This is a genomic window from Deinococcus actinosclerus (assembly GCF_001507665.1).
In the GTDB taxonomy this organism is placed as follows: Bacteria; Deinococcota; Deinococci; order Deinococcales; family Deinococcaceae; genus Deinococcus; species Deinococcus actinosclerus.
Genome location: NZ_CP013910.1, coordinates 1,891,622 through 1,908,717 on the forward strand (window position 1 = coordinate 1,891,622; position 17,096 = coordinate 1,908,717).

17 protein-coding genes are annotated in these 17,096 nt (G+C 69.9%); 4 read left to right on the plus strand and 13 right to left on the minus strand.

From position 1 onward, the window contains the following. Positions 1-18 precede the first annotated feature (18 nt). Genes AUC44_RS09190 through AUC44_RS09210 form a run of 5 tightly spaced genes read right to left on the minus strand, consistent with a single transcriptional unit; the run spans position 19 to position 5,405 of the window. Positions 19-540 (minus strand): phage tail protein, encoded by a 522-nt coding sequence (locus AUC44_RS09190; protein ID WP_062158353.1) that lies wholly within the window; start codon positions 538-540, stop codon positions 19-21. A gap of 59 nt (positions 541-599) precedes the next feature. Next, complete coding sequence (locus AUC44_RS09195; RefSeq protein WP_062158354.1) at positions 600-1,112, minus strand: phage tail protein; 513 nt, start codon at positions 1,110-1,112, stop codon at positions 600-602. A 9-nt stretch (positions 1,113-1,121) separates the two neighbouring features. Beyond that, entirely contained in the window at positions 1,122-1,628 is a 507-nt protein-coding gene (locus AUC44_RS09200) for a phage tail protein (RefSeq protein ID WP_062158355.1), read from the minus strand. 13 nt (positions 1,629-1,641) lie between these two features. Further along, entirely contained in the window at positions 1,642-4,383 is a 2,742-nt protein-coding gene (locus tag AUC44_RS09205; RefSeq protein ID WP_062158356.1) for a hypothetical protein, read from the minus strand. Then, positions 4,380-5,405, minus strand: coding sequence for a hypothetical protein (locus AUC44_RS09210; protein WP_062158357.1), 1,026 nt, complete (start codon positions 5,403-5,405; stop codon positions 4,380-4,382). Before AUC44_RS09210 ends, AUC44_RS09205 begins: the two co-directional genes overlap by 4 nt. Positions 5,406-5,772: 367 nt before the next feature. Here AUC44_RS09210 and AUC44_RS09215 point away from each other — a divergent pair, with 367 nt between their 5' ends. Then, a complete protein-coding gene (locus AUC44_RS09215) occupies positions 5,773-7,026 on the plus strand; it encodes an Nramp family divalent metal transporter (RefSeq protein ID WP_157445450.1) in 1,254 nt (417 codons plus the stop codon). Between the two features lie 59 nt (positions 7,027-7,085). Here AUC44_RS09215 and AUC44_RS09220 read toward each other — a convergent pair whose 3' ends face one another. From AUC44_RS09220 to AUC44_RS09240, 5 genes are all read right to left on the minus strand, one after another. Beyond that, positions 7,086-7,883, minus strand: a complete 798-nt coding sequence (locus AUC44_RS09220; protein WP_062158359.1) for a M12 family metallopeptidase — start codon at positions 7,881-7,883, stop codon at positions 7,086-7,088. An 87-nt stretch (positions 7,884-7,970) separates the two neighbouring features. After that, complete coding sequence (locus tag AUC44_RS09225; protein WP_062158360.1) at positions 7,971-8,798, minus strand: alpha/beta hydrolase; 828 nt, start codon at positions 8,796-8,798, stop codon at positions 7,971-7,973. Positions 8,799-8,918: 120 nt separating this feature from the next. Next, positions 8,919-9,737, minus strand: coding sequence for an alpha/beta fold hydrolase (locus AUC44_RS09230; protein WP_062158361.1), 819 nt, complete (start codon positions 9,735-9,737; stop codon positions 8,919-8,921). After that, positions 9,734-11,815, minus strand: coding sequence for a S9 family peptidase (locus tag AUC44_RS09235; protein WP_062158362.1), 2,082 nt, complete (start codon positions 11,813-11,815; stop codon positions 9,734-9,736). The genes AUC44_RS09230 and AUC44_RS09235 overlap by 4 nt, the downstream gene beginning before the upstream one ends. 121 nt (positions 11,816-11,936) lie before the next feature. Next, the gene (locus AUC44_RS09240) at positions 11,937-12,875 is read right to left on the minus strand and encodes an ABC transporter substrate-binding protein (RefSeq protein WP_062158363.1); all 939 of its coding nucleotides are present in this window, start codon (positions 12,873-12,875) and stop codon (positions 11,937-11,939) included. A gap of 186 nt (positions 12,876-13,061) precedes the next feature. Between AUC44_RS09240 and AUC44_RS09245 the strand changes: the two genes are divergently transcribed. Together AUC44_RS09245 and AUC44_RS09250 are read left to right on the plus strand one after the other, a co-directional pair. Next, a complete protein-coding gene (locus AUC44_RS09245; protein WP_062158364.1) occupies positions 13,062-13,499 on the plus strand; it encodes an OsmC family protein in 438 nt (145 codons plus the stop codon). A gap of 110 nt (positions 13,500-13,609) precedes the next feature. Then, positions 13,610-14,203 carry a nucleoside/nucleotide kinase family protein gene (locus tag AUC44_RS09250; protein WP_062158365.1) on the plus strand — a complete coding sequence of 198 codons (594 nt, stop codon included), beginning with the start codon at positions 13,610-13,612 and terminating at the stop codon, positions 14,201-14,203. Here the strand turns inward: AUC44_RS09250 and AUC44_RS16500 are convergent. Both AUC44_RS16500 and AUC44_RS09255 read right to left on the minus strand, forming a co-directional pair. Then, on the minus strand, positions 14,166-14,339 hold the full coding sequence (locus AUC44_RS16500) for a hypothetical protein (protein WP_157445262.1): 174 nt from the start codon (positions 14,337-14,339) through the stop codon (positions 14,166-14,168). The genes AUC44_RS09250 and AUC44_RS16500 overlap by 38 nt on opposite strands. Before the next feature lie 81 nt (positions 14,340-14,420). Continuing rightward, on the minus strand, positions 14,421-15,062 hold the full coding sequence (locus AUC44_RS09255) for a winged helix-turn-helix domain-containing protein (RefSeq protein WP_062158366.1): 642 nt from the start codon (positions 15,060-15,062) through the stop codon (positions 14,421-14,423). A 298-nt stretch (positions 15,063-15,360) separates the two neighbouring features. Between AUC44_RS09255 and AUC44_RS09260 the strand changes: the two genes are divergently transcribed. Beyond that, entirely contained in the window at positions 15,361-16,776 is a 1,416-nt protein-coding gene (locus AUC44_RS09260; protein ID WP_062158367.1) for a WGR domain-containing protein, read from the plus strand. Positions 16,777-16,804: 28 nt separating this feature from the next. Here AUC44_RS09260 and AUC44_RS09265 read toward each other — a convergent pair whose 3' ends face one another. Continuing rightward, a complete protein-coding gene (locus AUC44_RS09265; protein ID WP_081424489.1) occupies positions 16,805-17,068 on the minus strand; it encodes an acylphosphatase in 264 nt (87 codons plus the stop codon). Positions 17,069-17,096: the final 28 nt, after the last annotated feature.

The window sequence follows — 17,096 nt, forward strand, 5'->3', positions numbered from 1 at the left end:
GGCGCGCCAGCTTTCCGCTCAGGAGCGGGGGGGGTAGATGCCTTGCAGCGCGATGATGAAATTCATGGTCAGGTAGGGCTGCATGTTGTTGTGCGGTTGACTGCCGCCCTGCACGCTCAGGGTGGACGGACTCAGCGTGGTGCCGGGTGCGGGCGCGGGCGCGTAGGGGGTAATGTTCGAGCCGCGGGCCAGGGCCAGGTTGGCAGGATTGTCGCTTTCTCCCGGATCGATCGCGGCATTCATGGTGTGGGTGTGCGCAGGCATCTGGGTGGAGAGCAGCGTGACGGTGGCCGCGCCGCCGACCTCTCCCAGGCTGCGCGGCGTGAGCCCGGGGCCAGTGCCCCAGTGCATGGGCGCGCGGCCCTGCAGGTTGGGCAGTGCAAAAGTGGTGGTGCCGTTGCCACCGTAGGTCGTGCCGAGCAGGGAGAACAGGGCCGTGTTCTGACTGATGGCGAGGATCTGACCGTTGCAGAGTGCCCAGCCGGTTGGCGCGAATGTCCCGGCGAAGATGCGGATTTCACCGACGTACGCTTCTGACATGAAAACCTCTGTGAGCGAATGGAGGCTGATGTGATGGATCCGGCGCCCGGACCCACGACTCAGGTGGGGCTGGGGAAGATGCCGTATACCGCGATGATGAACGACACGCACAGGTAGGGCGCCATGTTGTTGTGCGGCTGACTGCCTCCACTCGCCGTGATGCTGCTGGCATTCATGGCCGCAGACGGCGTGTCTTCCAGAAACAGGTCCCCGGCGCTGGGCGGCGCCAGCAGGTTGCCGCCGGGCGCGCTGGTCGTGGCGGTGGCGGCCACACCCAGGGAGTGGCTATGCGACGGGATCTGGTTGGTCGTCAACTGGACGTTCTCCGTTCCCAGTGTGCTGCCAATCGGGAAGGACGTCCCCAGGGCGCTGCCCATGTGGATCGGTACGCGGCCCTGAAGATTGGGCAATGCAAAGTTAGTCTGGCCGTCACCGCCGTAGGTCGTACCGATCAGGGCAAACAGTACATCGTATTCGGCGATGGGCAGCAGCTGACCATTACAGAAGAGCCAGCCAGCGGGCGCGAAGTTTCCGGCGAACTGGCGAATCTCGCCGACGTAAGGCTCTGACATGAAGTCTCCTTAGGGACGCGAGGGGTAAATCCCCACCAGCGCGATGATGTAGTTCAGCACCAGGGACGGCTGCATATTCATGTGTGGCTGACTGCCTCCGGTGACTGCGACGGTGCTGCTGATCAGTGCGGCGGCAGCTGGGCCCGCACCGTACATGTTGCCGCCGTGGGCGGGCGCGGCCAGAACAGCGCCGGTGGGCACCGGGGTGCTGCCGGCCTGCGAGCTGGCCTGCACAGTGTGGGTGTGCTGGGGGATCTCGGTCAGCGTGAGGGTGTGATTGACCTCTCCGCCTGCCTGCCCCTGGTTGTACCCGGTTCCCGCGTGGATGGGCATGCGGCCCTGCAGGTTGGGCAACGCGAAATTGGTGGTGCCGTTTCCACCGTAGGTTGTGCCCAGCAGGGAGAACAGGGCCTGATTCTGGTTGATGGGCAGCAGTTGTCCGTTGCACAGGGCCCAGCCCCTGGGCGCGAAGTTGAAACTGGTCAGGCGGATTTCAGCGAGAAAAGGTTCGGCCATGGGGGTCTCCTGATCAGTTGGGCGCCTGGCAGGTGCCAGCGACGGGAGTGAAGGTGGCGGAGTTCCGCACGCGGACGGTGGAGTTGTTGTTGGCGGCCTGCACGCCCGCCGCGCTGGGCGCCGCAGTGTCGATGATGAAGGCGCTGCCCGCCAGTTGCCGAAGGACAAACCCCATGTTCCCGGTCGTGGGTGAAGCGCTGGTGTTCCCGGTAGGTTTGACGCACAGGGTGTTGGTCTGCCCGCTCGTAATCCCACTGGTCAGGGCGATGCCGTCCAGGTTGAGGCCCACAGGGTTGGAGGCAGGACTGGAGACCGCGTTGTTCGTCAGGATGACGTCCATGCGCGCGGCGCCGTCCATGGCCCGGAACTGCATGCCGTACAGGCCGTAGCTGGTGATGGTGTTCCCGCTGACCTCGAAGCGGCCTGAACCCGCCACCCGCTGGGCCAGATCGATGGGGTTGGCGTTGCCACCTGTGGACAGGGACAGGGTGTTGTTCTGGATCTTGCCCTGATCCACGCTGGTACTCCCGCTGGGGCGCTGCGCCTCGTACGTGACGCCGTTGCCTGTACTGGCGTGGGTAAAGGTGTTGTTGCGGATCAGGTACGTGTTGCTGGTGTTGCCCGTGGGGTTCAGGTACACGCTGGAGGCGGCGTTGTTCAGGAACGAGCTGTCCTGCACGCTCAGGTTCAGGGTGCCGGTGCTGGCCGTGCTGAACGGCGTGAACTGCACGCCGTTGTGGTTCTGCTGCACCACCATGCGGTTGAGGTTCACGGTGAGGTTGGCGGTGTCGGGTTGCAGGTGGATGCCGATATTGCCGGCATTGGCTGCGGTCTGAATCACGCCCCCCGAGCCGGCCGAGCCGCTCCCGGTGACGGTCAGGGTGCCGCCCACCTCTTCCAGGTTGACGCCCCGGCCGTTCGTGGCGGCGTTGGTGGCGTCCAGGCGGGTGGCACTCAGGTTCACCGTGCCGCTCTTCAGGCTCAGGGCCAGGCCGTTGGTGGCCTTCACCTGCGTGAGGGTGCCGTTGAACGTGCCGAAGTTCGTGCCGGTGATACCGTCGGTGCTGCCCTGCACGGACAGGCCGGTCAGGGTGTTGTTGGTCCCGAGGATCACGGCCGCGCCGCCGGTCACCTGGAGGGTCGGGGCCGTACCGGCCGGCGCGACGGTGGCGCCGTTCACGACCAGGGCCGTGCCGGCCCCGACGACCGCCTGGGCGTTCTGGAGGGCCAGGGAGGCGGGCTGGGTGTAGGTCCCCGTGCCGTTCGCCACGTAGATCAGGTCGTTGGCGGCGGCGGCGGTCTGCGCGGCGCTGAGCGTGGTGAAGGGCGCGGTCTGGCGGCCGTCCCCGCCGGTTTTCGTGCCGTCGACGAACCAGACCCGCCCGCCGACATTGACCGGAGCGGTCTGGTTGGTCCCCGAGCAGCCCGTGCTCGTGGCGACGCCGTAGCGCAGGGTGTCACTGGTGGCCGCGCCGCCCGTGAAGGTGAAGGTATCTCCGGCGTTGCGGGTCAGCGTGTAGCCGGCGCCGTCGCCGGCTTTCGAGGTGAACGCGAACGAGCCGTTGGCGTTCATGGCGAGCGTGCCGCCCCGGGCCGTGCCGTTGCCGGTGAAGGTCAGGCTGGGTGTCTGGCCTCCGGGGGTGGGGGGATACACGGTGTAGGCACTCGCCAGGCCGCTGGCCGCGTCGACGTTCAGGGTGACGTTCCCGGTGGCGGCGTACGCCGCGGGCAGGGTTTTCAGGGCCAGGTCACCGCCGATATGCGCGGTGCGTGCGCCGGGGGCGCCGGCGGTGGTCACCGACCCGATGAGCAGTGGGCTGGTCAGGGCGCTGCCGCACAGGGCCGCGATCTGCGCGCCACCCAGGGCGGCGGCGCGGCTGGCAGCGCTGCCGCTGCCCTGCTCCTCAACGCTCTCGGTGACGCGGGTCACGCTGTCGTCGGCCACGGCGAAGGTCATCTGGAAGGTGTAGGGGTCGTCGGCCGGGGTGGCCTGCAGGGGGAGTTTCAGTGCGACCGTGACCACGCCGTCAAACTGGTTGGCGCCGGGGTTGGCGCTCAGGGTGCGGGTGGTGGTCAGGGTGCGGTTGCGGGCCACGAACCCGTAGGGGAAGGCGCGCGTCACGCCTGCACTCACGAGCGGCGTGACCTCGTTCTCGGCGTAGGCCTGCAGGTCCTGCGCGCCGGTCATCAGGTCGGGGCGCGCGGTGTTCAGATTGAAGTTCAGGCCGGTGGTGGGCAGGATCAGCGGGGCGATGCTGGCGCTGGCGTCGGTGCCGTCGAACCGCTTGAGCTGACTGACCGGGGTGTTGGACAGCGTGGAGGGGGTGCTGACCGCGACCAGCGTGAGGTTCTGCCGCGCGGTGGTGTACGCCGTGCCGGCGCTGGAGGCGTTACGCACCAGGAAGGTGGCGTACAGGTAGCGCATGCCGTCCACGCCGCGCGTGCCCGTGGTGAACGTGCCGGTGGAGACGGGTTTGAGCTGGATGCTGCCCCGATCGGTCAGGCCCGCGGCGCCCGTGGGGGCCGGCGCGCTGGCCTGCACGGTGGGTCCGGCCTCGTCGTTCAGGCCGCTGAACTGGATGTCCACGAGGCCCAGCGAGGCCAGTGGGGTGGTGCGGCCGGGCGGGGTGGCCTCCACCGGGGCGGCCGGGGTGGGCGTGGGGGTGGGCACGGCGGGGACGGCGACCGGGGCGGGCTGCTTCGCGCAGGCGCCCAGCAGCAGCGTCAGGCACAGCAGGGTGGGCATGCGGGTCATGGGCAGACTCCCTGAACGAGGTAGGTGGCGTCGGCGTCCGTGGCGAGCCCTGCGGAGCGCACCTTGTTGACGCAGCGGCTGGCGACGGCCGTCACGCCGGCCGGGTAGGTGGAGCCGGGCAGCACGGTGACCTGGGTGGCGGCGACACTGGCGGCGCGCTGCGCCACGGGGGCGTTGCTGCCCTGCTCCTCGAGGCTCTGCGTGACCCGGGTCTGGCTGTCCTGCACGACCAGCACCACGATCCTGAAGGTCCAGGGATCACGGCGGATGCCCTCGGGCGGGGTCAGGCCGGCGTCGTCCGGCTGGAGTGGCACCTTCACGGCGAGCGTCACCTGACCGTCGAACTGCCCGGTGGCGGGGTTGGCGCTCAGGGTGCGGCCGCCGCTGGCGGTGCGCACGGTGTAGCCGTAGGGGAAGACGGTGTTGACGCCCAGGTCGGCGTAGCTCAGCGGCTGGGCGCTGCCGTTCTGGATGCTGCCGCTGGCGACTTCCGCCTCGGTGAAGACCTGCAGGTCCTCGCCGCCGGGGCTGAGCACGGGTTGTGCGCTCAGCGGGTCGAATTTCATGGCGTGGGTGGGCAGGACGCTGCGGATGACGCTCTGCGGGACGGCGCTGCCGGCGAAGGTGGTGACGGCCCGGAAGGGTGAGCCGCCCAGGGTGTCCCCGGCGGAGACGGCCAGCAGGGTCAGGTTGCTGCGGGCAGCGGGGCTGGGGGTGCCGTCGGCGTCGGCGTTGCGGACGCGGTAGGTGGCGCTGATGTAGCGCTGGCCGTCCACGCCGCGCGTGCCGGTGCTGACCACCGAGACGCTCAGGGGGTCGAGTTGCAGGCCGCGCGCCTGTTCGGTCAGGGCCTGGGACCCGAGGGTCAGTGGGCGCACGCGGCTGGCGCTCAGGCCGCCGGCCGAGAAGCTGAGTTCCAGCAGGCCCACGGCCTGGAAGGGCGGCGCTGGGGTGGGGGGCGGGGCGGAGGCGCAGCCCGGCAGGCAGATCAGGGCGGCGGCGAGTAGCAGTGACCGGTGCATGCAGCTCCTTGTGACCCAGGGCGAATGAACCCGGATCGTCAGAGAATGTGAACTTCATCAGTATAAGGTGAACAGCCTGAGCATTTCATCAGGGGCGCGGCCGGATCGAGTCCGGACTGGATGAGGTCTTGCAGGGGCCGCGACGCTGGACAGCGCCTCCCAGTCGTCGGATTCGCCGTTCAGCCGGACCAGTTTTGGGGGCAGTCGCGCGGGCTGGCTCACCTGAAGGCAGAGGTCCCCGGCGAGCCAGTCCCCTCGTCCAGCCCATAGACATTTTTTTTAGGCATGCCTAATATGAGGCATGTCCAGCCTCCCCCCGACCACCGAGAGCGCGCCGCCCCCAGCCGGCCGCAGCCTCGACGACCGCATGACCGCCCGGGCCGAGGCCGTGCTGGCCCGGCACTCGCAGAAACGTGGACTGGCCCGCATCCTGCCGTTCCTGGGGCCCGCCGTGATCGCCTCCATCGCGTACATGGACCCCGGGAACTTCGCCACGAACATCCAGGGCGGCGCGCAGTTCGGGTACGCCCTGCTGTGGGTGATCCTCGCGGCGAACCTGATGGCGATGCTGATCCAGAACCTCAGCGCGAAACTGGGGATCGCCACCGGGAAGAACCTCCCGGAGACCATCCGCGAACGCTGGCCGCGCCCGGTCGTGTGGCTGTACTGGGTGCAGGCGGAGATCGTCGCCATGGCCACCGACCTCGCGGAGTTCCTGGGCGCGGCGGTCGCCATTCAGCTGCTGACCGGCCTGCCGCTCATCTGGGGGGCGAGCATCACCGCCGCGTTGACCTTCTGGCTGCTGACCATCCAGCGCCGCGGCTTCCGCCCGCTGGAACTCGTGATCGGGGGCTTCGTGGCGATCATCGGCGTGGCGTACCTGACGCAGTTCGTGCTCGCCCGCCCCGCGCTGGCCGAGCTGGGCCGCGGGTTCATTCCCAGTTTCCAGGGCGTGGACAGCGTGTACCTCGCGGTGGGCATCATCGGGGCGACCGTCATGCCACACGTGATCTACCTGCACTCGGCGCTCACGCAGGGCCGCGTGCCCACCCGCAACGACGACGAGAAGGTGCGCCTGAGCCGCCTGAACCGCATCGACGTGATCGTGTCCATGGGCCTGGCGGGCCTGATCAACATGAGCATGCTGGCCGTCGCCGCCGCCACCTTCTACGGCAAGGGCGTCGAGAACGCCGGGGACCTGGAAACCGCCTACCGCACCCTGACGCCGCTGCTCGGTCCGGCCGCCGCGACCGCGTTCGCCATCGCGCTGCTCGCCAGCGGCCTGAGCAGCAGCGCGGTGGGCACCATGGCCGGGCAGGTCATCATGCAGGGCTTCGTGAACTTCAGCATCCCGCTGTGGCTGCGCCGCACGATCACCATGCTGCCCGCCTTCATCGTGATCATCCTGGGCCTGAATCCCACGGACGTGCTCGTGCTGTCGCAGGTGATCCTGTCCTTCGGGGTGCCGTTCGCGCTGATCCCGCTGCTGCTGTTCACCGCGCGGCGCGACGTGATGGGTGTCCTGACCAGCAGGCCGCTCGTGACCGGTCTGGGCTGGGTGTTCGCCAGCATCATCATCGGCCTGAACGTGTACCTGCTGTGGGGCGCCTTCACGGGGTAGACGCACCGACAGGAGGGCGGCCCGGATCACCTGTCCGGGCCGCCCTTCCTGACGCGCGTTCAGCGCGGGTACATGAAGTTGACGTTGCCCACGTCCGTGCCCGAGAAGCCGTTGCGCTGCCCCATGCGGTTGAGGTCCACGCTGCTGTCGAGCGGCTGGATGGCGATCTTCCCGTCGAAGAAGGCCGGGTAGTGCATGATCGAGTCGAAGTCGTACGCGCCGTACCCGGCGCTGCCGCTGCGGATCTGGTACTGGCTCTGCCAGTCGGCGGGGATGTTCGCCCAGATGATCTTCACGTACCTGTCGCGGTCGGGGCGGGTCTGCTCGTGGAACAGGCCCATGGCGTGCCCGAACTCGTGGATGATCGAGCCGGTCGTGCAGCGGTCGGCCAGGGTCAGGGTCTGACGGCCGCCCACCATGCCCAGGCTGGACGCGCAGCTCGTGCCGGTGTTGTACGTGATCTCCACGTAGTTGCTCTGCGTGGTGCGCGGCGTGACGATCACGTTCGTGGTCGAGCGGATCGTGGAGGCGGCGGCCGCCACGCGGTCACGGATCGCCTGGGGGACGTTCGCGGCGAAGGTGTACGGAATGGTGCGGCCCGTCCAGCGGTAGCGGGTGTCCACGACGTACGTGCCCTGCTCGCCGACTTTGGCGCTGCTGAGGTCCGCGAGGATGATGTCGTCCTCGAGCATCAGGTACCCGTCCTGCTTGAAGCCCATGACCTGCTGCGTCGAACCGTCGGGCAGGATCAGGGTCGCGGGGGCCTTCTCGGGGGTCGTGCGGGCGTCCGGGGTGGGAGACGAGCTACAGGCGGCGAGGACGAGGGAGACGACGAGCAGAGCAGACGCGACGCGCATGGGTGGAACCTCCGTTGTGTGGTGTGCCCCCGGAATGTAGTGAATGCCGGCCCGAAAGTAAAGCGCAGGTGCCGGCCCGCGCGGCTGTCAGGGCAGTCTGGCCCGCAGCCAGTCGAGAATCACCTGCCGGACCTCCTCGCGCGGCTCGTCGTTCAGGAGTTCGTGGTAGCCCCCCTCGACCATGTGCAGGGTCCTGTCGGTGGACGCGATCGTGTCGTGAAACCGCTGACTGCCGCGCGGGTCCGTGATCCTGTCGGCCGTGCCGTGCAGGATCAGGGTGGGCAGCGTCCAGCGGGCGTACTCGGGCCACAGGCGGCCGCTCAGGCCCAGCATGGTGGCGCCGGTCAGGGCCGGGACGTTCCCGTGGTACATGACCGGGTCGGCCTCGTACGCGGCGACCTCGTCGGGCAGGCGCGAGAGGCCGCCGGTGCCGAGGTCGCTGGTCTTCAGGCCCGGCGCAAGGCGCGCGATCACCGGCGCGAGCCGCCGGAGCCACGCCGGTTCGTTCTCCCCCACCAGCAGCGCCGGGCTGGACAGGATCACGCCGCGCAGGCCGCGCGGATCACGGGCCGCGCTGGCCGCCGTGACCAGCCCGCCCATGGAGTGCCCCAGCGCGAACACCGGCAGGTCCTGCGTCCGCAGGGCGTCGCGGGCTTTCAGGTGATCCTCCACGAGCACGTTCAGGTCCGCGACCGCCTGCCGCCCCGGGGATTTCCCGTGGCTGCGCTGATCGTAGGCGTACACGCTGATCCCGGCGTCGGCCAGCGTGGGAATCAGGCGGTGGTAGCGCTCCACGTAGCGGCCCGCGTACTCCCCGAACCCGTGCGACAGCAGCAGCGCCGCCCTCGGGCTGGCCGCCCGCCACAGGTACCCCTCGACCGGCGCGCCCGGTATCGTCCACGCTTCGTTGTGCATGGACCGAGTCTAACGGGGGTGATGGTCGATGGTCGATGGTCGATGGTCGATGGTCGATGGTCGATGGTCGATGGTCGATGGTCAACATCGTGTGCGCGATCCGAGCGGCCACGTCAAGCCTCAGCCACTACCCACCCCCACTCCCTCCTCCCCCAGGAAGGCGTCCACCAGCGCGCGGTACCGCCCCGCCTCCTCCAGCGCGGGGAAGTGCCCGCTGTGGGCGAGGACCTCCTGACGGGCGTGGGGCAGCAGGGCGGCGATCTCCGCTCCGGCGGGGGGAGGGTTGAGGGGGTCGTGCGCGCCGCTGAGGATCAGGGTGGGGGCGGTGACGCGGGGCAGGCCGGGCCGGAAATCGAAGCGTTCCAGGGCGCGGCGGGCAGCCTCGGCCTGTTCCGGCGTCTGGGCCAGTCCGCTCGCGTGGTCGTCGGCGGTGCGGCGGGCGACCTCGGCCCGGATGGCCTGCGGGGTGCCGGGGGCGAACATGCGCTCCAGCAGGAAGGCCTGCACCTCCTGCGGGGTCAGGTCCCGCAGTTCATCCTCGTGCCGGGCCATCAGGGCGGCGGTGCCGCTGGTCTGCCCGCTGGCCTTCGGGACGACCAGGACCAGCCGCGAGACGCGCTCCGGGTGAGTGGTGGCGAGGGCCTGCGCCACGTAGCTGCCCATGCTGGTGCCCATCACGTCCGCCTGCGGGATGCCCAGGGCGTCCATGACGGCCAGCACGTCACTGACGTGATCGGCCAGCGTGAAGTTCGCGGGGCGGCCCGAGCGGCCGTGCCCGCGACTGTCGGGGGCGATCACGCGCCGCGTCCCGGCGAGGTGGTGCAGGTCGGCGTCCAGCCAGCCGCTGTGGCTGCCCAGGCCGTGCAGGAGGATCAGGGGGTGCCCCTCGCCCCGCTGCTGCACGAACAGCGGGGTGCCGTCGGCGGCGGGGATGATCATGGGGCGTCCGGGGTGGGCAGGGTGCCGTCCACCGCGGCCAGCGCGAAGGCGTACTCCTCGGCGATCTCGTTGAGGTACTCGTAGCGGCTGCTGGACCCGCCGTGCCCGGCGCCCATGATGGTCTTCAGGACGGTCACGCCGCTGCCGGGCTGCGCGAGGTCGCGCACGCGGGCGGCGAACTTGGCGGGTTCCCAGTACGCCACGCGCGGGTCGTTCAGGCCGGTGCTGATGAACAGGTGCGGGTACCGCGCGGCCTTGAGGTTGTCGTAGGGGCTGTACGCGGCCATCACGGCGTACTGATCGGCGTGGTTGGGGTTGCCCCACTCGTCGTACTCGTTGGTGGTCAGCGGGATGCTGTCGTCGAGCATGGTGCTCAGCACGTCCACGAAGGGCACGCCGGGGAACACGGCGGTCCACAGGTCGGGGCGCAGGTTCAGGGCGGCGCCCATGAGCAGGCCGCCCGCGCTGCGGCCCATGGCGACCAGCTCGCGCGCGGTGCCGTCCACCTTGAGGGCCTCCCCGGCGGCGACGAAGTCGGTGAAGGTGTTCATCTTGTGCGCCAGTCGTCCGGCGTCGTACCAGCGGCGGCCCAGTTCGGACCCGCCCCGGACGTGCGCGGTGGCGTACACCCAGCCGCGGTCCACCAGCGGCAGGCGCGCGATGGAGAACGCGGGATCCATGCTGAAGCCGTAACTGCCGTAGCCGTACAGCAGCGTCGGCGCGGGCAGGTGGGTGTCCCGGCGCCGCAGCAGGCTCACGGGGACGCGCTCGCCGTCGGGCGCGGTGATCCAGGTCTGCTCGCTGACGTACAGATCGGCGTCGTAGCCGGGGACCGGCGTGGCCTTCACCAGCGTCCGGTCCAGGGTATTCAGGTCAAGGTCGAGGTGCTCGGTGGGCCGGGTGAGGCTGGTGAACACGATCCGCGCGCTGCCCGCGTCGAACACGTGGTTCGCGCCGATGCGGACGGTGACGCTGTCCTCGGGAAACTCGACGCGGCGGGCCGGGCCGTATCCGCCGGGCGTGCGGGCCAGCACCCACAGGCGCGTGAAGCCCCCCTCGCGCCCAGCGAGCAGCAGGTGGTGGCGGAAGAGGTGCAGGCCGGTCAGGTGCCGCGCCGGGTCGTACGGGAGGACGTCCTGCGCGTCGGCCCAGTTCAGCGCGCCCTCCCCTTTCGGGAAGCGCACGAGTTTGAATTCCTCGGCCCCCCCGTGGTTCGTCAGGGCCAGCCAGTGGTCCCCGGCGCCCGTCAGGACAGGGACCTCAGTGCCGCGTTCACGCGGGAGGAGCAGCGTGGGTTGCGCGCCGTCCTGCGCGGTGTCCAGCGCCCACCACTCCTGCGCCATGTTGCTCTGGCTGATCAGCCGCAGCGTGCCGCCGTCCTCGGTCGTCAGGGCGGCCACGCGGAAGGTGGGGTCCGGTTCGTGCAGCAGCCGCTCGTCCTGCGCCTGCGGCTGCCCCAGCGTGTGCCGCCAGATCGAGTCCGGGCGCTGCGTGGCGTCGTCGGTGGCGTAGTACAGCCCCGTGCCCGCCGCGTTCCAGTCGAGCACCCAGCCACTCAGGCCGGTCAGGGGCGCCCCGGCCAGTTCACCCGTCGCGGTGTCGAGCACGCGCAGCTCGAAGACCTCCTGCCCGGTCGTGTCGAGCAGGTACGCCCACAGCCGCCCGTCCGGGCTGGGCACCGCGCGGTACACCCACACGTTCTCCAGACCCTCGCGGACCTTCAGGGCGTTCAGGTCCAGCAGGGTCTCCTCGGGCCCGCCCGCCAGGGGGCGGCGCATGAAGATCGCGTGCGCCTGCCCCTCCAGGGTGCGCTGGAAGTACGCGTACGCGCCGCGCACGACCTCCGGCTGGTCGTCCTGCTCCTGCACGTGCGACAGCAGTTCCCGGTAGATCGCCGCCTGCGTATCCCGCAGCGGGGCCATCACGGCGTCCAGGTGGGCGTTCTCGGCGCTCAGGTACGCCAGCACCTCGGGGTCGGCCTTGCCCTGCGTTTTCAGCCAGTGGTAGTCGTCAGCGCGCTGGACGCCGTGAATATCGTGCAGGACGCCCTTGCGGGCAGCGCGGGGTGCGGAGGTCATACCCCGGAGCATACCGGCACGCCCCGGGGGCGGGTGCTGGACCTGACCGGCCGCCCCTGCCGGGGTGGGTCGGTCAGGCCACCCGGCTCAGTCCAGCATGCGGCTCAGCGCGGCATGCAGATCAGCGCAGCGCCCGGAGCAGTTCCCGCTCGACGAGTTGCGCGGCGATGGGGCCGCGGATGCGGCGGAACAGGTGGTAGTCGAAGAAGTACACCTGCCCGGCCTGACTGGCGCGCAGGCGGCTGGTGATCGCCCCGGCGGTCCACTCGGCGCGGGCGCGGGTGGGCGTGCTGGTGCCCGCCGCGAGGACGATCACGGCGTCCGGGTCCAGGGCCGCGAGCCCCTCCACGCTGACCACGGCGTCCTTCTTCTGGCCGTCGATGACGTTCAGGCCCACGTCGCGCAGCAGGCCGCCGGTCCAGTCGTCGCTGCCGCTGATCGTGAAGGTGTTGCGGGCGTCCCCTCCGGCCGTCCACACGACCAGCACGCGCTTCTTGCCGAACGCGGTCAGCTGCGCGCGGGTGGCCTGCACGCCCTTGTTGTAGGTGGTCAGCGCGGCGCGGTAGGCGGCCTCGCGGTTCAGGACGCGGGCCAGGGTGGGCAGCGTCTTCTGCCAGGCGCCACGGTCGATGCCGTCGAGCAGCAGCGTGGGCGCGATGCGGCTGAGCTGCGGGTACACGTTCGCGGCGTACGTCTCGCCGACGATCAGGTCCGGGCGCAGGGAGGTCAGGATCTCGAGGTTCGGGTTGAAGCGGTCGCCGACGTTCACGGGCGCGCTGGTCACGCGGCTGCCCAGGTACTTGATGTCGCGGATGGGCGAACCGAACGCTGGGGTTTTCAGGAACGTGGAGGCCTCGCCGTAGCCGACGGGCTGCACGCCGATGGACAGCAGCAGGTCCAGCGCGTGCGGGCCGAGCGCCACGACCCGCAGCGGCTGTCTGGGGATGGTGGTCGTACCGGCAGCGTGCGTGACGGTCTGGGGGTACGTGGCGGCGCTGGCAGTCAGGGCGGCGCTGCCCAGGACGGCGGTGAGGGTCAGGAGGGTGGTTCGTGTGGGCATGGGTGTCCTTGTGCGCCGGGGTCCGTGTGGGATGGCCGCGCTGGTGTGGGGGATTGTGCCAGACTTAATCCCGAGTTGCAAGGTCAGGATTTCCCGGCGGCCCGACCTTCGGCACCCTGAACCGTGAAGTTCCGCTCAAGTCACCCCGCAAACGCCACCGCACCCCCACCCGGCACACTGGAGCGCATGGCAGATATCGCACGCAAGGCAATGGCCCACTGGGAAGGCGACCTCAAGCACGGCAAGGGCACCGTGAGCACCGAGAGCGGCGTGCTGGACGGCGCGCAGTACTCGTTCGGCACCCGCTTCGAGAACGGCAAGGGCACCAACCCCGAAGAACTCCTGGCCAGCGCGCACGCCGGGTGCTTCACCATGCAGCTCTCGGCGCTGCTCGCCAATCACGGCCACACGGTCGAGTCCCTGGACACCCAGGCCACCTGCGAGATGGTCAAGGACGGCGCGGGCTTCAAGGTCAGCGCCATGAAACTCGTGGTGCGCGGCAAGGTCACGGGCAGCGACCAGGCCGACTTCGAGGCGCACGTCAAGCAGGCCGCCGACATGTGCCCCATGAGTCAGGTCATGAAGGGCAACGTCGAGATCACCCACGAAGCCATCCTGGAATAAGGTTCCCGTTCCTGCGGCGCCCCGGCCATCGTGGCCAGGGGCGCCGTCTTCCGTTGCGGCAGGCCACTGGGTGCAGGTGCTCAGGCGCGGCGTGTGGCAGGCTGGCGCGCATGAGTTCCCTGTTCTATCTGGTCGGCGCGCCCGGCAGCGGCAAACGCACGGTCGGCAAGGCGCTGTCGGCCCTGACGGGCGCGGCGCTGCTGGACAATCACCTGTTCAACGATCCGGTGTTCACGGCGTTCGGCGTGGACGGCGTGAGTCCGGTGCCGCCGGACCTGTTCGAGCTGGCCGAGGAGGTGCGGCAGGTGGGCCTGCGGGCGCTGCGGCTGGCGCCGCCTGCGCGGTCGCACATCCTGACGAATTACCTGAGTCGCGTGGAGGACGGCGAGGCGGTCGTGGCCGAGTTGCGTGCCCTGGCGCGGGGGCGGGGCGCGGCGTTCGTGCCGGTGTGGCTGGCGTGTCCACTGCCGGAACTGGAGGCGCGGATGGCGCATCCGGAGCGCCGGGAGCGCCTGAAGTTGCGTGATCCGCTGATCCTACGCGGCCTGCTGGAGCGCGGCGGGGTGATGGACGCCCCGGCGGACGCGCTGGTGCTGGATACCTCGTGCCTGGACCCGCACGAGGCGGCGCGGCGGATCGTGGCGTTCGCCGGGGCGGTCAGTGGGTCTACCCGGCCCGGTGCAGAACGGGCAGGTGCAGGGTGACGCGCGTCAGGCGCCACCGGAACTGCCAGCGGACCGGTCGGGCGGCTCTCAGGGTACGGGCCAGTCCGTCGGCCTGCGCCTCGCGGAGCAGCTGGGCGTGATGGTCGAGGGCGTGCTGGTGGCGTTCGTGAAACATGGTGGGCCTCCTGTCAGGGCGTGAGTGGGGTGTCCCGCCGGCCGCCGGGGCGGTCGGGGGTGACGCGTGGGCCGAGAGCGGTCAGTTCAGGTGCAGCTGACCTCTGAAGGTCATGAGGACGAAGGTGCTCGTCCGCGTGTCTTCGGTCTCTCCCGGTTCGTCGGTGTTCAGGCGGTCGAGGATGTCGTTGATGGCGTCCTGTGCGGCGCGGTACTGCTGCGGGCTGAGCTGCACGGTGCGCAGGCGCATGGCGGGCGCGAAGGCACCGGTGTCGGTGCGGGTGTCGGGCGCGCCGCGGCCCAGGTGGATGGTGAGGTCGTCCCCGGTGGCGGGGTAGCCCTGACGGGCCTGCCAGTCGAGGATGGCGTGGGCGTAGGCAGCGGTGATCTCTCGCATGGCGGGGCCGATGACAGTCAGCGGTTCGTCAAGCTGGACCAGGGTGCGCGGGACGTGGAAGGTGCGGGCAGCCGCGACGTACTGCACGCGTTTGCCGCGCTGCCCGGCGACGCGCAGCAGGCCGCAATCACGCAGCTTGCGGACGTGGTAGGTGACGCGGTTGGCGGGCTCGTTCAGGGCGTGGGCGGCGCTGCTGGCGGTGGCGGGCGTCAGGAACTGTTCGAGGAGGCGCGCGCCGTACGTGAAGTCCATCAGGGCGTCGGCCTGGGCGGGGGTCGTGACGTGCAGGGCCTCGGGTGGGTGTCGGGTGTCGGGTGTGGCGGGCATGGCCTCATTCTGCGAACTTCAATTTTCAGTTGAAAGCCGGGATTCTGAAAATAGCCCAGGGTCGCGTCAGGCTCCCCTGTTCAGCCGTGGACGTGCGCCTCATACGGATTGCGTTTGTTTCGCCAACAATCCGGAACTTCACCGGATCGCCGGCTCCACGTCCGGAACCCGTTTCTCTCCTACTCGCATCCGCTCCGATTGAATGGGCTGTAAAGCCCGTTCAATCGGAGTCCGTATCAGTCGGGGCTCAGCTCGGATTCGCTTGCCAGCTTATCGAGAGGTCAGTTACAATAGAATTATGTCTGTAACATATCTGGAGTATTCAGATCCGAACGGAGCTGAGCACAAGTTCTACGAGGTGACGGTGGACGGCGCCGACCTGACCGTCCGCTACGGCCGCATCGGCACCGACGGACAGACCCAGCGCAAGACCTTCCCCAGCCCCGAGAAGGCCCAGGCGGAAGCCGACAAGAAACTCCGGGAAAAACGCCGCAAGGGCTACGAGGACGCCGTGCAGGGCGTGCGCCAGAAACGCGAGGTGGTGCGGCGCACCTTCACCGAGACCCGCTCCACCACCCGCCAGGGCGCGCCGCTGCTGTGGAAGTTCGACACGAAAGCCACCGCGTTCGGCATCTTCGCGGGCGACGATCAGGTCTGGGTGGGCAACGAGGCCGGGCAGGTGCACGCCCTGAGCCCCGACGGCGAGGTGCAGCGCTCCTTCACCCTGCCCGACGGCGTGAAGTGCCTCGTGCGCGACGACCGCTGGACCTTCGCGGGCTGCGACGACGGGAACGTGTACGACCTGAGCGGCAAACTCCCATTCGTGGCGTACGAGGTCGAGGGCAGCGCCGCGCTCCTGTGGCTGGACATCCACGCGGGCACCCTGGCCGCCAGCGACTGGGACGGCAACGTGTTCGCCTTCGACGCCGAGAGCGACCAGCAGTGGGCGAACGTCGCCACCGGCGGCAAGATGGGCTGGATGGTCCGCGTGGACGACCGGGGCGTGTACTACGGGCACTCGGCGGGCGTAGGCATGTACGACCGCACCAGCGGCCTCCCGCTGTGGCAGGCAAAGACGCGCGGCGGCGTGCTGTTCGGCTGGCAGGACGGCCAGGATCTGTACGCGGGCACCACCCAGAACCTCATCCAGCGCTTCACGAAGGCGGGCGAGCACGTGCAGGACTACGCCTGCGACGCCGCCGTGCTGTCCTGCGCCACCAGCCCCGGCGGGGAGTACGTGTTCGCCGGGGACAGCGGCAGCGCCGTGTACTGCTTCACCCGCACCGGCGAGCGCCTGTGGAAGCTGGGCAGCGGGGTGGGCGGGGCCCTGAGCATGCAGTACTCGGGCGGGCGGCTGTACCTCGTGACCTCGCGCGGCACCCTGGCCGCCCTGGACGCCAGCCCCGAGGCGATCCAGGCCGCGCAGCGCGGCGAGGCCCCCGCCCCCCGCGACGTGAAACTCGCCGCGGCCGCGCAGGTCAGCGCGCCCCTGACGCAGCTGGCCGTCACCGCCGACAGCGGCCAGGGCGTGCGGCTGGTCTGCGAGCGTGACGGCACCCGCCTGCGCGTGCGCCCCACCACCCCCGGGTATCACGCGTGGAACGTGCAGTTCCCCCGCAACCTCCGCGAGGCGGGCGCGACGTACCTCGTGGACGACCTCGTGGACGCCGGGGGCTTCTACCGCGTGGTGGGCGACATCCGCCGCGTCGGGTAAGGACCCGCACCGGCAGCCTGTTGCCGCTTCAGTACAGGTGGAAGTCCTTCAGGCCGGTGGCCTCGCTCTGCTGGGTCTGGACGTCTTGCACGCGGGCGTGCGGTGGGCCGCGCCGCAGCCAGTGCAGCAGCCGCGCGAGGTCGTCCTTGTGGCCCTCGGCGACGACCTCGACGCGGCCGTCGCTGAGGTTCTCGGCGTACCCGGCGAGGTTCAGGTCGCGGGCGTAGCGTTGCACGTAGCGTCGGTAGCCGACGCCCTGCACGGTACCGGTGATGAGGGCGGTCAGGCGCATGGGGGGCATGCTAGCGGCTTTCGCCCGC